This is a genomic window from Microbulbifer mixtoriginis (SeqCode) (genome assembly GCF_052467705.1).
In genome coordinates this window covers 4,156,248-4,173,851 of the sequence record NZ_CP174322.1, presented here as the reverse complement: position 1 = coordinate 4,173,851, position 17,604 = coordinate 4,156,248, and the positions used below count along the sequence as shown (strand labels likewise).

General features: G+C 54.1%; 15 protein-coding genes. 8 read left to right on the top strand and 7 right to left on the bottom strand.

Annotated features, from left to right (window positions below):
• Positions 1 to 32 precede the first annotated feature (32 nt).
• The 8 genes from infB (at position 33) to ACJJIB_RS18220 (ending at position 9,418) form a co-directional block, all read left to right on the top strand.
• Positions 33 to 2,903: a translation initiation factor IF-2 gene (infB, locus tag ACJJIB_RS18255; protein WP_444887090.1), complete on the top strand. Its 2,871-nt coding sequence runs from the start codon at positions 33 to 35 to the stop codon at positions 2,901 to 2,903.
• Between the two features lie 90 nt (positions 2,904 to 2,993).
• On the top strand, positions 2,994 to 3,389 hold the full coding sequence (rbfA, locus tag ACJJIB_RS18250; RefSeq protein WP_252083176.1) for a 30S ribosome-binding factor RbfA: 396 nt from the start codon (positions 2,994 to 2,996) through the stop codon (positions 3,387 to 3,389).
• Between the two features lie 3 nt (positions 3,390 to 3,392).
• Entirely contained in the window at positions 3,393 to 4,334 is a 942-nt protein-coding gene (gene truB, locus ACJJIB_RS18245) for a tRNA pseudouridine(55) synthase TruB (RefSeq protein ID WP_444887089.1), read from the top strand.
• A 144-nt stretch (positions 4,335 to 4,478) separates the two neighbouring features.
• The gene (gene rpsO, locus ACJJIB_RS18240; protein WP_252083174.1) at positions 4,479 to 4,748 is read left to right on the top strand and encodes a 30S ribosomal protein S15; all 270 of its coding nucleotides are present in this window, start codon (positions 4,479 to 4,481) and stop codon (positions 4,746 to 4,748) included.
• A gap of 263 nt (positions 4,749 to 5,011) precedes the next feature.
• A complete protein-coding gene (gene pnp, locus ACJJIB_RS18235; protein ID WP_444883901.1) occupies positions 5,012 to 7,135 on the top strand; it encodes a polyribonucleotide nucleotidyltransferase in 2,124 nt (707 codons plus the stop codon).
• A 139-nt stretch (positions 7,136 to 7,274) separates the two neighbouring features.
• The gene (locus tag ACJJIB_RS18230) at positions 7,275 to 7,925 is read left to right on the top strand and encodes a hypothetical protein (protein ID WP_252083172.1); all 651 of its coding nucleotides are present in this window, start codon (positions 7,275 to 7,277) and stop codon (positions 7,923 to 7,925) included.
• On the top strand, positions 7,918 to 8,328 hold the full coding sequence (locus tag ACJJIB_RS18225) for a GFA family protein (RefSeq protein ID WP_252083171.1): 411 nt from the start codon (positions 7,918 to 7,920) through the stop codon (positions 8,326 to 8,328). The genes ACJJIB_RS18230 and ACJJIB_RS18225 overlap by 8 nt, the downstream gene beginning before the upstream one ends.
• 115 nt (positions 8,329 to 8,443) lie before the next feature.
• Positions 8,444 to 9,418: a zinc transporter ZntB gene (locus tag ACJJIB_RS18220; RefSeq protein ID WP_444887088.1), complete on the top strand. Its 975-nt coding sequence runs from the start codon at positions 8,444 to 8,446 to the stop codon at positions 9,416 to 9,418.
• 40 nt (positions 9,419 to 9,458) lie between these two features.
• Here the strand turns inward: ACJJIB_RS18220 and ACJJIB_RS18215 are convergent, their stop codons facing one another.
• The 7 genes from ACJJIB_RS18215 to ACJJIB_RS18185 all read right to left on the bottom strand — a co-directional run bounded on the left by ACJJIB_RS18215 (position 9,459) and on the right by ACJJIB_RS18185 (position 17,526).
• Positions 9,459 to 10,496, bottom strand: a complete 1,038-nt coding sequence (locus tag ACJJIB_RS18215) for an endonuclease/exonuclease/phosphatase family protein (protein ID WP_444887087.1) — start codon at positions 10,494 to 10,496, stop codon at positions 9,459 to 9,461.
• A gap of 432 nt (positions 10,497 to 10,928) precedes the next feature.
• A complete protein-coding gene (locus ACJJIB_RS18210; RefSeq protein ID WP_444887086.1) occupies positions 10,929 to 11,720 on the bottom strand; it encodes an acyl-CoA thioesterase in 792 nt (263 codons plus the stop codon).
• Between the two features lie 89 nt (positions 11,721 to 11,809).
• Complete coding sequence (gene panB / locus ACJJIB_RS18205; RefSeq protein ID WP_444887085.1) at positions 11,810 to 12,622, bottom strand: 3-methyl-2-oxobutanoate hydroxymethyltransferase; 813 nt, start codon at positions 12,620 to 12,622, stop codon at positions 11,810 to 11,812.
• A 5-nt stretch (positions 12,623 to 12,627) separates the two neighbouring features.
• Positions 12,628 to 13,314 (bottom strand): deoxynucleoside kinase, encoded by a 687-nt coding sequence (locus ACJJIB_RS18200; protein WP_252083166.1) that lies wholly within the window; start codon positions 13,312 to 13,314, stop codon positions 12,628 to 12,630.
• Between the two features lie 108 nt (positions 13,315 to 13,422).
• Positions 13,423 to 13,899 (bottom strand): 2-amino-4-hydroxy-6-hydroxymethyldihydropteridine diphosphokinase, encoded by a 477-nt coding sequence (folK, locus tag ACJJIB_RS18195; RefSeq protein WP_444887084.1) that lies wholly within the window; start codon positions 13,897 to 13,899, stop codon positions 13,423 to 13,425.
• Complete coding sequence (pcnB, locus tag ACJJIB_RS18190; RefSeq protein ID WP_252083164.1) at positions 13,899 to 15,278, bottom strand: polynucleotide adenylyltransferase PcnB; 1,380 nt, start codon at positions 15,276 to 15,278, stop codon at positions 13,899 to 13,901. The genes folK and pcnB overlap by 1 nt, the downstream gene beginning before the upstream one ends.
• Before the next feature lie 856 nt (positions 15,279 to 16,134).
• Positions 16,135 to 17,526 carry a sigma-54-dependent transcriptional regulator gene (locus ACJJIB_RS18185; RefSeq protein WP_252083163.1) on the bottom strand — a complete coding sequence of 464 codons (1,392 nt, stop codon included), beginning with the start codon at positions 17,524 to 17,526 and terminating at the stop codon, positions 16,135 to 16,137.
• Between the last annotated feature and the right edge of the window lie 78 nt (positions 17,527 to 17,604).

Here is a 17,604-nt window from a genome sequence, read left to right as displayed (position 1 = left end):
CCCCTCCGACCAAGTGACTTTTAGGAGAGAGAATGGCCGAAGTAACAGTTAGCGAACTCGCCAAATCGGTTGGTGCCACCGAAGACCGTCTGCTCAAGCAGATGAAAGAAGCGGGTTTGCCTCACACCTCTGCGAATGCAGTGGTGTCAGATGAGGAAAAGCAGGTCCTGCTCAGTTTCCTGAAAAGCAGTCACGGGGAGCAGGGCGCTAGCCCACGCAAGATCACCTTGAAGCGCAAGACCACAACCACGCTGAAAACCGGCTCTGGCACCGGCCGTAAAACTGTAAACGTGGAAGTGCGCAAGAAGCGCACTTATGTGAAGCGTCCACAGGCTGAGCTTGAAACAGGAGCTGGTACCGAGAGCGCTGCCGAGGTGGAAGAGGCTCTTCAGGGTGCGGATGCTACTGCTATCACAGAAGCGGAAGCCAAAGCAGCCGCTGAAGCTAAAGCAGCAGCGGAAGCCAAGGCTGCTGCTGAAGCTGAGGCCGCTCGTCGCGCTGCTGAGGAAGAGGAAGCACGTTTGAAGGCTGAGGCAGAGGCGAAAGCCGCTGCCGAGGCAGAAGAGAAGGCTCGCGCGGAAGCCGCCGCAGCAGAAGCCGCTAAAGAAGCACAGAAAGCCGATAAAAAGGCAGAGGGTAAACCCGTAGATAATGTAGCGAAAAAGGCGCAACCCGCCGCACCCATCCGCTCAACGTATGTAGATGACATTGAGGCGATGCGTATCGCCGCGATGGAGCGTCGCAAGCAGCAGGCTGAGCAAGAGAAGCGCGAGCTAGAAGAGAAGAAGGCGAAAGTAGAAGCCGACCGACGCGCAGCTCAGGAGAAAAAAGAGAAAGCTGCCCAGGCAGCCAAGACTAAGCCCGCTAAGCCCGCTAAGCCTGCAGAGAAAGCTGAAGAGGTTAAACCCTCTCTGCGTCGCAAGCTGGAAACAGCTCCAAGCGAAGATCGCACTGAGGACGAGCCACGCAAACGCCGCGGTCGCCGCTCCAAGTCCGGCCCGAAGAAGTCCAGCAAAACCTCTCTGTACGAGCAGGCACTGGAAGTATTTGAGGAAGATGAAGCCAGCAAGCGCAGCACGCGCTCCCTGTCTCGTCCGAATCTGAAAATTAAACCGACTCATGGGTTTAAACGGCCCACGGAGAAGCAGGTGTACGAAGTACAGTTGGGCGATACCATCACCGTCGCAGAACTGGCCAAGCAGATGAATGTGAAGGCTGGGGAGCTGATCAAGCGCCTGATGAAAATGGGCGAGATGGCTACCATCAACCAGAGCCTGGACCGTGAGACTGCACAGTTGATCATCGAGGAAATGGGCCACAAAGTCGTAATGCGCTCCGAGACCGAGCTGGAAGACAGCTTGGTGGCGCATGCCCAGGCTCAAGAGGGCACCGAGGTTACCCGCGCACCAGTAGTAACCGTAATGGGGCACGTCGACCACGGTAAAACCTCTTTGCTCGACTATATCCGCAAGACCAAGGTGGCTTCTGGTGAGGCTGGTGGTATTACCCAGCATATCGGTGCCTACCGAGTGAAAACCAGCCAGGGCGAGATCGCCTTCCTGGATACTCCGGGACACGCCGCCTTTACTGCCATGCGCGCCCGCGGTGCTCAGGCCACCGACGTGGTAATCCTGGTAGTGGCCGCCGATGATGGCGTTATGCCGCAGACCGAGGAAGCCGTGAATCACGCCCGCGCCGCCGGTGTACCGCTGGTTGTTGCCGTGAACAAGTGCGACAAAGAAGCCGCGGATCCCGATCGCGTGAAAAATGAGTTGGCTGCAAAAGACGTAATCCCAGAAGACTGGGGTGGCGATACCCAGTTCATCAACGTATCCGCGCATACTGGCCAGGGTATTGATGACCTCCTGGAAGCGGTGTCCCTACAAGCGGAAATGTTGGAGCTGAAGGCCAAGGTAAATGTACCGGCCACCGGCGTTGTGATTGAGTCCCGCCTGGAAAAAGGCCGCGGTGTTGTTGCTACCCTGCTGGTGCAGAATGGCGAATTGAAGCGCGGCGACATTATCTTGGCTGGTCAGAGCTATGGTCGCGTACGTGCCATGACCAACGAGCACGGCAAGCAGGTGAAGGAAGCTGGTCCGTCCACCCCAGTAGAACTGCTGGGTCTGGATTCCACCCCGAATGCCGGTGACGAGTTCATGGTGGTTGCCGATGAGCGCAAGGCCCGTGAGGTGGCTGAACAGCGCGCTGACAGCGAGCGACGCGATCGTATGCAGCGTCAGCAGGCGGCCAAACTGGAAAACATGTTTGCGGATATGGAAGCTGGCGAGCGCAAGGTGCTGCCGGTAGTCATCAAGGCCGACGTGCGTGGTTCCCTGGAAGCTATTCTGGGTGCACTGGCGGATATCGGTAACGAAGAGGTTTCCGTAAATGTAGTCTCCAGTGGTGTGGGTGGTATCGCCGAGAACGATATCAACCTGGCACTGACCTCTGGTGCTATCGTACTGGGCTTTAACACCCGTGCCGATGTTGCAGCGCGTAAAACTGCAGAGACCGAAGGTGTAGAGATTCGCTACTACAGCGTGATCTACAACCTGCTCGACGAAGTGAAGCAGGCACTGTCTGGTATGCTGGAGCCGGAAGTTCGCGAAGAGATCGTGGGTATTGCCCAGGTTCGCGATGTATTCCGCTCACCGAAGTTTGGTGCCATTGCCGGTTGTATGGTTACCGAGGGTACCGTTTACCGCAACAAGCCGATCCGCGTACTGCGCGACAACGTTGTAATCTACCAGGGTGAGCTGGAATCCCTGCGCCGTTTCAAAGACGATGTGCAGGACGTGCGCAACGGTATGGAGTGTGGTATCGGGGTGAAGGACTACAACGACGTTAAGTCCGGTGACCAGATCGAAGTTTACGATATCGTCAAGGTTGCCCGCGAACTGTAAAGCGTTCCGGCACCTGGTGAAGGAAAACCCGCGCGGCTCTGGCCGTGCGGGTTTTCCTGTCTTTAAACCGCCATTCTCAATAGGTAAACAATGGCAAGAGAATTCCAACGCGCCGACCGCGTCGCCGATGCTATGCGTCGCGAACTGGCCCAGCTGATTCAGCAGGAAGTGCGCGACCCGCGTCTGGGCATGGTCAATATCAACGATGTTGAAGTCAGCCGTGATCTGACCACCGCAAAAGTGTTTGTCACCTTTGTGGGTGAGGACGACCGCAGTAAGATCAATACTTCGATGGAAGTGCTTAACAAGGCCGCAGGTTTTCTGCGCAGCCAGTTGGCGCGCGCCATCCAGATACGCACCATCCCGCGTCTGTATTTCCGCTACGACGAGACCTCGGTGCGCGGCCAGGAGCTCTCCGCTCTGATCGACAAGGCGGTGCGCGCCGATCGCAAGCACCAAGACGACAGCGACTCTAACGAAGATTGATCCATGGGCCGCAGACCAAAATGGGGCCGGCCGGTTCACGGCGTGCTGTTATTAAACAAGCCCGCCGGTATTACCGCCAATGACGCCCTGCAGAAAGCCAAACGACTCTTTTTTGCCAATCGCGCCGGTCATACCGGGGCCTTAGATCCACTGGCAACCGGTGTGCTGCCGATCTGTCTTGGCGAAGCCACCAAGTTTTCCCAGTACCTGCTCGATGCTGACAAGCGTTACCGCAGCACCTTTGTCTTCGGTATGACCACTGCCAGTGGCGATGCCGATGGCGATGTACTGGAAACCAAAGATGCTTCCGGTTTGACCGAAAAAGCAGTGCTCAAGGCCATGGAAGCCTTTCGCGGCAGCATCAAACAGGTGCCCTCCATGTATTCCGCCCTTAAGCACAAGGGGCAGCCTCTATATAAGCTGGCGCGCCAGGGCTTGGAAGTGGAACGCGAAGCGCGTGAAGTGGAAATTTTTGAGTTTGAACTGCTGAGCTTTACGCCGGGTGCACAGCCTCGTGCGGAAGTTGAGGTGCACTGCTCCAAGGGAACCTATATTCGCAGTATTGCCGAGGACCTGGGCCAAGCTCTGGGTGTAGGCGCCTATGTGGAAGTACTGCACCGCAGTGCCGCCGGTCCCTTCGATGAAGCCGACGCAGTGACCCTGGATGAGCTTGCAGAAGAGCGCGGTGAAGATAAGGCAGAAGTGCTCGATCACCACTTGTTGCCGATGGATTCTCCAGCGTCCTCACTGCCCAAACTCGTCCTGCCGGACGACTCTGGTTACTATGTGCGTCAGGGACAACCGGTAATGGATTTGCAGGTCTACCGTATCGGTACAGAAGGTGATATGGTGCGCCTCTTCCTGGAAAACGGTGATTTTCTGGGCGTAGGAGAAATTACCGACGAAGGGTGCGTGGCACCACGACGTCTGGTAAGTGGCACCTGAGTGGAAGCTGCTTTTTGGTGAAAGCCAACATTTGGTAACCCGCAAGGTGCCCTCGCGGCGCAGCCGCATTCACGATTAGCTGGTCTGTAAATATGCACGGGCCAGCCGAATCTTTTAAAGCATATTACGACGAGGTAATTCGTTATGGCACTGTCTGCAGTTGAAAAAGCAGCCATCCTGAAAGAGCACGGCCAATCTGAAGGCGATACCGGTTCTCCGGAAGTCCAGGTAGCCCTGCTGACCGCTAACATCAACAAACTGCAGGGTCACTTCTCTGCGCACAAGCAGGATCACCACTCTCGTCGTGGTCTGATCCGCATGGTAAACCAGCGTCGTAAGCTGCTGGACTACCTGAAGCGCAAGGATCTGAATCGTTACGCACAGCTGATCGCCAAGCTCGGCCTGCGTCGCTAAGACCCTGGAATGCCCGCCTCTGGCGGGCATTCTTTTTTAATGCTTGCTGAAAAGTGGCCTTACTGTCATTTTTCAGAAGTCGCACTGCACAGGCCAGCGGAAAACAACCCGAGCTGGATGTGTAGTGTTTGCACCGGCCACCCCAGGTCGGTGGTGGCACATCCCCGTGCCGCCTCGGGTGAGGCTTTCGGAACTCTCTCCCGGGCAACTATGTAGGGGTTACTGGAATGGGCCAGTAACCGTAAGGAAATAGGAAAAAACTAGTGAATCCAGTAAGCAAAACTTTCCAATACGGACAACACCAAGTCACCATCGAGACCGGCCGCATCGCGCGCCAGGCAACCGGTGCTGCCCTGGTTAGCATGGGTGAGACCGTCGTCCTGTGTACTGTTGTCGGCGCTAAAGAAGCCAAGCCAGATCAGGGCTTCTTCCCGTTGTCCGTGCATTATCAAGAAAAAGCCTACGCGGCTGGCAAAATTCCCGGTGGTTTCTTCAAGCGTGAAGGCCGTCCGTCTGAAAAAGAAACCCTGACTTCCCGTCTGATCGATCGCCCGATCCGCCCGCTGTTCCCGAATGGCTTTATGAACGAAGTTCAGGTGATGTGTACCGTTCTCTCCGCTGAGAAGGACATGGATCCGGATATCGCTGCCATGATCGGCACTTCTGCAGCGCTATCTGTTTCCGGTATTCCTTTCGCAGGCCCAATCGGTGCTGCGCGCGTGGGGTACACCCAGCAAGACGGTTACCTGTTAAACCCGGGTTATGAAGCTCTGAAGACCTCCGAGCTGGACATGGTGGTTGCCGGTACCAAAGACGCTGTGTTGATGGTGGAATCTGAAGCGCAAGAGCTGCCGGAAGACATCATGCTCGGTGCTGTGCTGTATGCACACCAAGAGATGCAGGCCATCATCAAGGTTTGTGAAGAACTGAAAGCGGAAGCGGGCAAGCCCCAATGGGACTGGCAGGCACCTGCAGAAAATACCGAGCTGAAAACTTCCCTGGAAGGTCAGTTTGGCGAGAAGGTTGCCGAAGCCTACCGCATCACCAACAAGCAAGAGCGCAGCACCCGCCTTGCGGAACTGCGCAGCGAAGCCGCTGAAGCCCTGGCTACTGAAGAAATTAGCGCCGATTTGGTAAAAAGCTACTTCGGCAAGCTGGAGAAGAAACTGGTGCGCGGCGCTGTAGTGCGCGGCGAGCCCCGTATCGACGGTCGCGACAGCAAAACTGTACGCTCGATCGCAGTGGAAGTTGGTGCTCTGCCCAAGTCCCACGGCTCTGCGTTGTTCACCCGTGGTGAGACCCAGGCTCTGGTAGTGGCTACCCTCGGTTCCACTGGCGATGCACAGATCATTGACGCCCTGGAAGGTGAGCGCAAAGACTACTTTATGCTGCACTACAACTTCCCTCCCTACTCTGTAGGTGAAGCGGGTCGTGTCGGTGCTACCGGTCGTCGCGAAATCGGTCACGGCCGCCTCGCTCGTCGCGGTATCGCTGCGGTTCTGCCGAGCCCGGACAGCTTCCCCTACACCGTACGTGTGGTTTCCGAGATCACTGAATCCAACGGTTCCAGCTCCATGGCTTCCGTATGTGGTTCCAGCCTGGCGCTGATGGATGCGGGTGTTCCGCTGAAGGCACCGGTAGCCGGTATCGCTATGGGCCTGGTGAAGGAAGACGAAGGCTATGCGGTTTTGACCGATATCCTAGGTGACGAAGACCACCTCGGCGATATGGACTTCAAAGTAGCGGGTACCGCCTCTGGTGTGACCGCGCTGCAGATGGACATCAAGATCGAAGGTATTACCGAAGAGATCATGGAAACCGCTCTGGAGCAGGCCCTGCACGCACGTCTGCACATCCTGGCGGAAATGAACAAGGTGATCGACTCTTCCCGCACCACCGTGAATGAGAACGCACCGCGCTACGCGACCCTGAAAATCCATCCAGACAAGATCCGCGACGTGATCGGTAAGGGTGGTGCGACTATCCGCTCCATCACTGAAGAGACCGGCGCTTCCATTGATATCGAAGATGACGGCACTATCAAAGTCTTCGGTGAAGATGGTGAGAGCCTGGAAGCGGCGGTAACCCGCATCGAGGAGATCACTGCGGAAGCTGAGATTGGCGCTATCTACGAAGGTACCGTGGTACGCATCGTAGACTTCGGTGCATTCGTTAACTTCCTGCCGGGCAAAGACGGTCTGGTGCATATCTCCCAGATCGCTGAAGAGCGTGTAAATGCCGTAACTGATTACCTGAGTGAAGGTGAGAAGATTAAGGTTAAGGTGCTCGACGTTGACCAGCGCGGACGTATCAAGCTGTCCATCAAGGAAGCAAAGGCTGACCAAGCCGCTTCCGAAGAGGCGAAACAGGGTTCCGAAGAGGCATAAACCTCTCGAGCTGATGAAGCCTGAAAAAACCCGGCCCAGTGCCGGGTTTTTTTGTAGCTGTTCAAAGTGGCTTCACACGGAATAAAGGCACTTGCCCCAGGGATTTTTCGGTTAGAATTTGTCGAAAAAGGGGAAAATTTTGCACAACTACTGGCTTCTCGATGCACTCCTTGGTCTCGCTAGCCTGCTGGTTGCCAACCAGTATTGGTATCTCACCCGCGCGCGCTTTCAATCGGCAGCTCTGATAATCGTGGCCGCCCTGATGATTATGGCCCTGGCCGCCCTGGTGGGCGCTTATCGCTATGGCATTGATCCTGGAGTGACAGAGCTGCATCGGGCACTTGCGCAGATCTCAGGTTTTGCCTCCTTCCTGTTGATCGGCATAGGTCTTGCCTGGGCACGTCTGGAAATATCTTGGGGCCGAGATACTCGCGCACCGGCTTATCTGGTAATGGTTTTGATATTGGCTGGGGCAATTGGTCTCGCGCAAAGTACCAGCATGTCAGCCCTTACAGTGATCGACCTATTTTCTACTGTGGGGCTGGTACTGTGGTTATTGGTAGCATTATTGGAGCTGATAGCGCCGCGCCGGCTCAAGCGCAACCAAGCCCTGGTAATTGGCGCTGGTGCACTGTTAGTAGTGTTCAATGGGCTCTTTATTGGCACCGGAGCTTCACGACTGTTGGGCCTTGCCCGTACTAATTGGTTCCACCTACTTCTTGCCCTCTCAATTTTATCTCTATTGTGGGCACGTCCATTATTTAATCTGGATCAATCTAATAATGAGTGAAGTTATCTTGCCGCTGCAGGGCGGTTGCCACTGTGATGCTGTGCGCTTTCGTGCGATACATCGTCGCCAAAATGGAGAGCCGCTGGTGGCGCACGCCTGTAATTGCTCTATGTGCGAAAAGGTGGGTTACTTACATCTGATCGTACCTGCGGCAAACTTCCAGCTGGAGCGGGGAGAGGAAGCCCTCACTTGTTACACTTTTAATACGGGTGTGGCAAAACACTATTTTTGCCGTCATTGCGGTGTAAAACCCTTTTACATACCGCGCTCCAATCCCGATGGTTACAGCCTCAATGCGCGTTGTCTCGATATTGTGCCGCAGGAATTAGAAGTCGAGCCATTTGATGGGCAAAACTGGGAACAGAATGCTGCGGGATTAGCGCACTTGAGTCAGGCCGAGTAATCCGTATGCGTTATGCCTGGATGTTCTTGTAACTTAATTTTGTTTGTTGGGTGAGGTTTAAGAGCGCTCCTATGGGGTGCAATTTTTTAAATGAAAGTTCAGTAAATGGAAATCTATGTCCATGGAATCTGAGCACGTTCGTGCAACCTTGCTCGATCGAAATGGATCGGGCCGAGAAGTGGCTTGGCCGGAGGTGGAGTCTTGGCATCCCCGCCAGGGGGTGTTGTGGCTCCATTTTGATAGTGCTTGCGAAGAGGTTTTAGCTTGGGTAAGCGATAGTAGTGAATTGCCTACTGTGGTTAAAGAAGCATTACTGGCCAAAGAGGTGCGACCGCGTACCCTGGCTGTAGGTGATGGATTATTTCTAGCTTTGTGTGGAGTCGATCCAAAGCATAAAGCACGGAGAGAGAGCCGGGTCTCTATTCGAATATGGGTGGAAGAGAATCGTGTCATCAGTATTGGTAAGAGACGCCTGTTGGCTGAGGAGGATTTGATCTCCCGGTTGAGCAGTGGTTGTGGGCCACGGGGGACAGCGGCATTGGTAGTGTCCCTGGCAGATTTACTAGTGCTGCGTATGGGAGACCGGGTTGATGACTTGGAGGAAAAGGTCGATGAACTTGAGGATCAATTACTCGAATGGTCGGTGAAAGATCTGGGGGCGAATCTGGTTCAGTTTCGTAAGAGGACAATAGCATTGCGCCGATACCTCTGCCTACAGAGGGAGGTTTTAACTCGTATGCAGCAGGAGTCGGCTCCCTGGTTTGATGAAGGGAGCCATATCCTACTAGCGGATATTAATGAGCGCCTGCAGCGGCATATCGATGATATAGATACAATTCGTGAACGGGCGGCAATTGCTCAGGAGGAACTACTAAGCCGTAGCTCCGAACAGCTGAATAGTCGTATGTATGTATTGTCGATGGTTGCAGCAATTTTCCTGCCTCTGAGCTTTTTAACTGGATTGTTTGGAATTAATGTTGGTGGGATTCCTTGGGCTCAAGCTCGAGAGGGATTCTTGGTATTTTGTATTTTGTTAGTAGCTGCACTTGCCGGACAAATCGCCTTTTTTTATTGGAAAAAATGGCTCTAAGGCTCCCTCCACATTGCAGTGGAAGGAGCCCTTTTAGGGATTAGTTTTTAACCCAGGAAAAATCTACAAAAACTGGGTCGTGGTCGCTTAACCCAGAATAGGTTGCAGAACCGATAAAATAATCAGTGACTTCCAGTGTGTAGTTGGGATTATTGTTGATGATTACTACATGGTCTGTGTCATTTTGTAGCTCATCGGAGCAGGCTTCCAGGCTGGTGTCATTGCCAGAGAGCATATATTGGCAGGCGTGCTTACCGCCGGTTTTTTCGAAAAAGGCCTTCCAGGTTTGGTAGTTAACGCCGCGCCAGCCATCATCATTTTCATCGAATGCCATATTGAAGTCCCCTGCCAAAATAACAGTGGCATTATTTGAGTGGGAGACAATCATATCGGCGATTTGATCAAGTTGCTTTGCCTTGGCGTTTAGGTCGGCATCTTGATGGCCCGCATCCATGTGGGTGTTATAAATATGCACATGATAGTTCTCCGTCACTTCAACGTTGGCCACGGTGAAACCTTTCTCGGTATCACAATCGTTGCCTGAGCATTTATCAAAAGTTTCCTCTTCATAAGTGGCAAAGGAATAATCGTTATCGTCGCGATTGTCCCGGTCAAAGGGGAATCTGGAAAAAGTCAGCAAGCCGTTACCAAAAGAGGTGCCGCCACCTTTCCAGTGTTTTGAACGATAGGGAACCGTATCGTTGCTCAGTTTGTCATCGTCATCCAGGTAGTTGGCTTTGGTTTTACTCCACACTTCCTGCATTAACCAGAGATCCTTGGGGTCATCGTTAAAAGTGCGGATAATTTGTTTGAAATCTGACTTACTGTTGCCACCAATACATTGTAAAAATCCATCCATGTTATACACCATCATGTCAAAGCTGCCTGAGTTGGCATCTTCGAAGCTGGTGTCACCATACTCGTAGCCATCCAGATCTTTTGAGCCCGTGTCATCCACATCATCAATAAATTCGAACCAGTTGCATGAGGTGATCGCATCCCATACATCCTCAAAATCTGCCGCGCTAGCGGGATAGCTGATCAGTAGAGCAAGGGATATACAGATTTTTTTTATCATTTTTTATTCTCCATGGTTCTTATCGCCGGTGGATTGAAATTAAAAAGGCGTGGCCTTTTTGTCTCGGTCTTTGATTTTTCGAGGGTGGGATAATGGATAGCGTAGATTACAAATTGGAGTAAGGAAGGTTTTTTTTATTTTATTTTTTACTTTAATTGACGTTAATTTGTACGCTTTGCCAGGAAAATACTCAGCGTCAGAAAAGTTAGACACTAACAGGCCGGTCAGTTGAGATTATCCTGACAATAAAGCGGCGCCAGCTACACGATTGCTCACAGGTTTTTCTGCGTCAGTATTTTCTGGTTGGCAATTAAGGAAATAACCTAGTCGCAGAGCACTTTCTTTAACTTTATTAGAATATGGCCCTGCGTGGTATTGGGTGTGGTTTCTATATGGCGCGCCTAAAAGAAGGGAAGTCAGTTGTGAGTTTGCTTAAGCAAAAATAGTCACCATTTGCCGGGATAAAGCGACGAGTCTTCCCGCGTTATCCCAAAGGCGCGCCTGGATCACCGCATAGCCATCTTCAGCCTGCTCCACTTCTGCCAAATATTGCCACCAATCCGATGCGCTGCGTTGTGGTAGCGGTTCCATCAGCTCCAGCGTCCAGGTGAGCGAGCTGGCCGGTGCTGGAACTTTTAGCATCGGTAGAGTAGCTGGTGGCCAGGCGTCGATGAGTGTGAGTAGATGGCTAATGCCTATAGTAGATTCGCTGCCGTCTTTGAAACGCACCCAACCACCCAGTTGCCGCTCCGTGGTGCCGCTGAAGGGGAGTTGGCCACGAGCGATGCGATAGTCATATTTCTGAGTGAATTCTGGCACCACACCCTCGATATAAGGTAGGGCGATACATTTATCCGGGCTGGCAAACTCAGGAGCAGCAGGGGTGTCGACTTTAACGGAGGATTCCCTGCCGCTGCCAAAACTGGCAAGTCCAGCGAGCACAGTTGCGTTATTTTGCTGTAATTGGCCCTGCACCTGGGTGACGGAGCGGCCTGCGCGCAGTAGCTGCGCTTCGACTTTTACCGCATCCGCGCTAACCGGGCTGACGAAGGAGAAGGTGAGTGAGCGTAAACTGCTTTCTGCAATCACCTCCGCTGCCATTTTCTCATAGAGCATGGCTGCAACCAGGCCGCCAAAAGTAGCGCGGCCCTGGCTCCAGCCTGTCGGTACCACATTGGCGCCATGTTTATCGCGCCAATCAAGGAGAAGTTCATCAAAAGTCATAGTGTTACCGCTGGGAGAGCGGGCTTTGTGCAGTCCGCGGGAGGAGGTGTCTGGGCCACAGCACTGTCGTTAAGTGGCCCCGTAGAAACTTAATTGAAAGTGTGGCTGTCTTCTGGGAATACGCCGAGTTTAACGTCCCCTGCATACTTGCGCAGGGCACCGGGGATATCGCCGGCCTCCACTAAAAAGTTCTTGGAAAATTTCGGCGGCTGTTCGGTAAGGCCGAGGATATCGTTGATAACCAGGACTTGGGCATCGGTATCGCGCCCAGCGCCGATGCCGATTGTGGGCATGGAAACTGATTCTGTGATGCGTTTGGCCAGGGCGCTGGGCACGCATTCGAGCACGAGCAGATCGGCGCCAGCCTGATCTAGGAGGATCGCATCTTCCAACATTTGTTCTGCGTGTTTTTCGTCGCGCCCCTGAACCCTATAGCCGCCCAGCTTGTGAACGGACTGAGGAGTGAGCCCCAGGTGAGCACAAACCGGGATACCGCGGTCTGTCAGTATTTTGACTGTGTCGGCAAGCCAGGCGCCGCCCTCAATCTTCACCATATGGGCGCCAGCCTGCATGATACGAGTGGCGTTTGTGAGCGCTTGCTCCGGTGTGGCATATGTCATAAATGGCATATCACCCATGATCAGGGATTTTTTATTGCCCCTTGCCACTGCTTCCACGTGGTAGATCATCTGTTCCATGGTGACCGGCACTGTGCTGTCGTAGCCCAGTACGGTCATACCGAGGGAGTCGCCTACCAGCACAGTTTCCACGCCGGTTTTCTGCGCCATGGCCGCCATGGGCGCGTCGTAGAGGGCGACGGTAATAAATTTCTCGCCGTTCGCTTTCATTTTGCGCAGGGTTTGCACGGTAACGAGCTTTTCTAATTCTGAAGGTGCATACATAGCGGTTAACTTCCCGGGTTGTAGTAATGACGGCCCTTGGTGACGGTGAGCATATACTCCACCAGTTGTTGGTAATCCTCGGGGCTATCGACGATATCGATTTCCTCACTGTTGACAATCAACAGCGGTGAGCTGTCGTAAAAGTGGAAAAATTGCGTGTAGGCGTCGTTGAGTGTGGCCAGATATTCGGTGCTGATAACCCGTTCAGCTGGGACGCCTCGATTGCGGATACGAGCCTGTAGGACTTCCAGTGGGGCCTGTAAATAAATAACCAAGTCGGGCTTGGGGGCCTCTAGTGTGAGGTGCTGAAATACCTGTTGGTAGAGCGCGAGTTCATCCGCGTCCAGCGTGACTTGGGCAAACAGTTGGTCTTTCTCGATAAGAAAGTCTGCCACCCGCACGGGTTCAAACAAATCATCCTGGCGCAGGGCCTGAATCTGTTGAGAGCGTTGCAGCAAAAAATGTAACTGGGTGGGTAGTGCGGCGTTTTTGGGGTCGCGATAGAAGCGCTCGAGAAAGGGGTTTTCCTCGGGTAGCTCCAACAGAGTGTCGTAATTGAAGGTACAGGCCAGTTTTTTGGCGAGGGTAGTTTTGCCCACTCCGATATTACCCTCAACGGCAATAAATTTCGGTGGTGTTCTCTCCGGCTGGCCAAACTCACACGAACTGGTTTCGCTGTTGTCGATAACCACGTGCTCGACTCCTCTGGTTGGGGCGTCTTCCCTGATGGGTTACAGGCGCCAAAATACTATCAAGCGGGGCGGCCAGTCGAGTACTTTTAGCGCTGTATTTGAGGCTGTCTAGAATTTCTCCAGGCGGTTTTGTGGGCAATCCTGCAGCAACTGTTGCAATCGCTCCCCCGATGGCAGTTGCAGTTGTGGATCGAGCTCAGCGAGTGGCTGCAAAACAAAATTACGCTCAGCCATACGCGGGTGCGGTACCTGCAGACGCGTCTCGTCTAATTGCTGTTCGCCAAACAATAAAACATCCAAATCGAGGGTTCGCGCTCCCCAGCGCACCGAGCGCTCTCGCCCGTGAGCCTGCTCAATCGTTTGCAGCTGGTCGAGTAACTCAATGGGCGTTAGTGCGCACTCCAGCTCAACCACGGCGTTGACATAATCTGGCTGCTCGCCAGGGCCTATGGGCGCACTGTGATAAAAGCTGGAACAGCGCAGCAGGCGGCAGTCGGGGATTTCCTCCATGGCCGCCAGGGCACTGCGCAGCTGCTTCTGTGGCTCAGATAGATTACTTCCGAGCCCGATAAAAACCTTTTCCATTATTCGGCAGCCTTTGGCTTGCGTCGGCGTCCGCCACGGGAATTGCGGCCACGTCGATTGTTGCCGCCGCTGCGCTGGAGTTTGCGTACCATTTGCTGGCGTTGTTCATCATCGGCTTGCTGAAAGTCGGTCCACCAGTTGCCCAGACCGGGTTCAATTTCTCCACACTCTTCGCGCAATAGCAGGAAGTCGTAAGCGGCGCGGAAGCGGGGGTGCTCCAGCTGGCGCTGGGCGCGACTGCCGCCGCGTTGTGGCAGACGATGCTGGAGATCCCATATCTCGCGCATGGGGATAGAGAAGCGCTTGGGAATAGCGGTGTGGGCCAGTTGGTTACTGGTAATTTTTTGAGCCGCCTGGGCCAGTGCCGGCGCCGGTGGAATCCCTTTCTCGATGAGCTTTTTCTGCTCCTCGTCCACAGCCGGCCACAACAGGGCAGCGTATAGGAAGGCGGGGGTCACGCGCATATCAGCCTGGATGCGCTGGTCGGTATTACGAAGGGCGCGCTTTGTCAGCTCCAGTGCTGCGGGGTTTTTTTCAATTTGGGCTGCATTATCTGGGAACAGGTGCTGCCACAGATGATAGCGGCGCAATAGTTCGAAAGTGCGCTCGCCCTGGCCGCTCATCAGCAGTTTGAGGATCTCGTCAAACAAGCGCGCGGGGGCGATATTGCGCAGTAGAGGAGCCAGCTCTTTTAGCGGGGCCTCGGTAGCGGGTTCGATGGCAAAATCCAGTTTGGCTGCGAAGCGCACCGCACGCAGCATCCGCACAGGGTCTTCTTTATAGCGGGTAGCGGGAGCCCCGATCATGCGGATCAGGCGATTATTAATGTCCTCAACACCCCCGGTGTAGTCGTGAACAGCGAAGCCATCGGTGGTGTAATAGAGAGCATTGACTGTAAAGTCGCGGCGCATGGCATCGCTTTCCAGGTCGCCGTAGACGTTGTCACGCAGCAACATACCGTGTTCGGATTGTTTTGCTTCGTGCGTCTCGCCATCGCTGTGGTGGCCCCGAAAAGTCGTGACCTCAATAACCTCGCGGCCAATACGCGCGTGCAGGATTCGAAAGCGCCGACCGACAATGCGTGCGCCGCGAAACAGTACTTTAGCCTGTTCTGGTGTAGCGTCAGTGGCAACATCGAAGTCTTTGGGGTGGCCGCCGAGCATTAGATCCCGCACGCCGCCCCCGACAATGTACGCTTGGTAACCTGCTTCCTGTAGGCGTTTCATGACCGTTAGGGCTGCGCGGCTGATATCCCGGCGGGAGATATTGTGGTCGTTGCGGGCGATAACCCTGGGGCCTTTCTTGGCCGGCTTGCGCCAGCGTTTGATACTACTAATCAAATTATTGAGCATACGGCTGTCTGTCTTGACTGCTGCCATCTGTTGGTGACCGAAAATGCCCTGTTGGTGCTGAGGCCACATCTCCGGTGGCGACAGGCATTACACCTGCACTTTCCTCCCCAACGGAGTTGGGGCATGTTGTTGCACTACTGGGGCCTCTGTACCTGGGCGGGCCCAGGGGGCGAAGTCCAAAACAGGGGGCGGCAATGGCATCTGCTGTCAGTGTGGAGGACTCGCTGGCGCGATTCTAACACACGCAAAGCAATGCGCCCGCAATCTGCGGGTGCCGGAAAGTTGGGGAAAAGTTTGGGAATTATTATTACAGGTATGAAGGCAGCGGCTTCCTTGCGCTCTTAATTTGCTATCAAGCAAACACCCTCTCCCAGGTATAAATCAGTCAGTTTGCAACGCGCTTGTTGTTATTTTTATTCTTCTTTCGAAATTATTGTTATTGTTTATTGTTGTTCTTGCGGTTTTGGCCACTCATTGCTTTTGTTATCGGCCGCCCCATTATTTTTATTGTGTTTCGCCCACTTATTTTGAGTAGTTATAGGGCTTTTAACGGTCATTTATTTTTATTGTTGGCCGTTTTTAATTTTTGTACTAAGTGTAAAGCATTTAGTGTGCCAACTTTTAAAAATCCTTATAAATCAACAAGTTACAATCTTTACGAAAATTGATGGAACTTTTCTGGGTGGCATTGCGTTACGTAAGGTGCGGCAACTGTTACTTGAGGTAGGTCTTGGGTAACACTTCCCTCTGTTACCAGTGATGTAACAAAGTGGGACAGCGGTCATGGACGCGGCTAAAGCCTGTTGAAGAGAAGTTTAAGGGGCTACTTGTTGAGGAAGAGTGGCGTAGGTGAGGGAGGGGGCTGAGCCCCCAAGAAAGTTGATCAGGCTTCGGCAACCGCGCTGCGGCGGGTTTTCTTGCGGGGAATGCCCAGTTTTTGGCGACGCTCCCACAGGCACTTGCGGCTGACCCCCAGCTTTTTCGCCAGCTCGGTCTCGCTCATGGTGTCCTGGTGCTCGATTACGAAGCGAGCAAAGTAGTCCTCCAGCGAGAGATCCTCGCGGGGATCGGTATGCAGGCTGCGCGGGCGAGGCTCGCCGATGGCCTCCTCCACGGGGACCAGGTCCAAGTCTATATCTAGGGTTTTGTGGTCGATTTCCCGGCTGTCACGGTCGGTGAGGATGACCGCGCGTTGTATGGCGTTCTCCAGCTCGCGAACGTTACCAGGCCAAGTGTACGTGGTGACTGCCTGAACTGCCTCGGGAGAGAGGCGCAGCAGTGGGCGCTCAATTTTGGTGCAGAACTTTTCGAGAAGGTGCTCTGCCAGTGCAAGGACATCGCGGCCGCGCTCGCGCAGCGGTGCCAGAGTCATCTGCACCACGTTGATGCGGTAGTAGAGGTCTTCGCGGAACTTGCGTTCAGCGGCAAGTTGACGCAGGTTACGGTGGGTGGCGGTAACCAGGCGCACATCCACTTTGTGCGACTCGATAGAGCCAATTGGGCGCACCTCACCCTCTTGTATCACTCGCAATAGCCGTGCTTGAGCCTCTAGCGGGAGTTCACCGATTTCATCGAGAAACAGGGTGCCGCCATCAGCGGCGGCAACCAATCCCTCGCGGGCACTCTGGGCGCCGGTAAAAGCGCCCTTTTCGTAACCAAACAGCTCCGATTCGATCAATGTCTCGGGAATGGCGGCACAGTTGACCGAGATCAACGGCTTGCCAGCGCGGCGGCTCTCTTCATGGATAGCTTTGGCCACCAGCTCTTTACCGGTGCCGGTTTCTCCATGCACCAGTACGGTGGCGTCTGTGGGTGCCACTTTGTGAATGCGCCTATAGAGTTCGCGCATAGCCATGCTGTCGCCGATCATTCCGGCGATAGTGCCTGGGTTACTTTTATCCAAAGGCGCTTGGGCGCGACTTTGTTCGGCCTTGCCGATGACGCGGCGCACGGTGGCGAGCATCTCGTCGTGGTCGAATGGCTTGGCGATATAGTCCGCGGCGCCCATGCGCATGGAGTCCACAGCGGAGCGCAGGCTGGCGTAACTGGTCATGATCAATACCGGTACTTCACCGGCATGTTTGAGCAAGTCGGTGCCCGGTGCACCGGGTAGGCGCAGGTCTGAGATAACCAGGTCCACTTCATTGACCCTGTGCTTACTAAGGGCCTCCCTAACTGAGCCCGCCTCACTGACCTTATATCGGTGCCGCTCTAACAGTTTGCGCAGCGCCGTTCGAATAATGGCTTCATCTTCGACGATCAGGATGTGGCTCATATGTTACGCCTGGTTACAAAATGCTCAATAAACGCCTAGTTTTACCCGGCCGCCGTTTCGATGCAACTCAAAAACGGA

What these genes read in the sequence shown, in the direction of transcription:
- ACJJIB_RS18185 (WP_252083163.1), bottom strand. Translation starts at nt 17,526, where the DNA reads ATGAGCCACATCCTGATCGTCGAAGATGAAGCCATTATTCGAACGGCG.
- ACJJIB_RS18220 (WP_444887088.1), top strand. Translation starts at nt 8,444, where the DNA reads ATGTCCATGGAATCTGAGCACGTTCGTGCAACCTTGCTCGATCGAAAT.
- ACJJIB_RS18225 (WP_252083171.1), top strand. Translation starts at nt 7,918, where the DNA reads ATGAGTGAAGTTATCTTGCCGCTGCAGGGCGGTTGCCACTGTGATGCT.
- panB (WP_444887085.1), bottom strand. Translation starts at nt 12,622, where the DNA reads ATGTATGCACCTTCAGAATTAGAAAAGCTCGTTACCGTGCAAACCCTG.
- ACJJIB_RS18215 (WP_444887087.1), bottom strand. Translation starts at nt 10,496, where the DNA reads ATGATAAAAAAAATCTGTATATCCCTTGCTCTACTGATCAGCTATCCC.
- ACJJIB_RS18210 (WP_444887086.1), bottom strand. Translation starts at nt 11,720, where the DNA reads ATGACTTTTGATGAACTTCTCCTTGATTGGCGCGATAAACATGGCGCC.
- truB (WP_444887089.1), top strand. Translation starts at nt 3,393, where the DNA reads ATGGGCCGCAGACCAAAATGGGGCCGGCCGGTTCACGGCGTGCTGTTA.
- folK (WP_444887084.1), bottom strand. Translation starts at nt 13,899, where the DNA reads ATGGAAAAGGTTTTTATCGGGCTCGGAAGTAATCTATCTGAGCCACAG.
- pcnB (WP_252083164.1), bottom strand. Translation starts at nt 15,278, where the DNA reads ATGGCAGCAGTCAAGACAGACAGCCGTATGCTCAATAATTTGATTAGT.
- rbfA (WP_252083176.1), top strand. Translation starts at nt 2,994, where the DNA reads ATGGCAAGAGAATTCCAACGCGCCGACCGCGTCGCCGATGCTATGCGT.
- rpsO (WP_252083174.1), top strand. Translation starts at nt 4,479, where the DNA reads ATGGCACTGTCTGCAGTTGAAAAAGCAGCCATCCTGAAAGAGCACGGC.
- infB (WP_444887090.1), top strand. Translation starts at nt 33, where the DNA reads ATGGCCGAAGTAACAGTTAGCGAACTCGCCAAATCGGTTGGTGCCACC.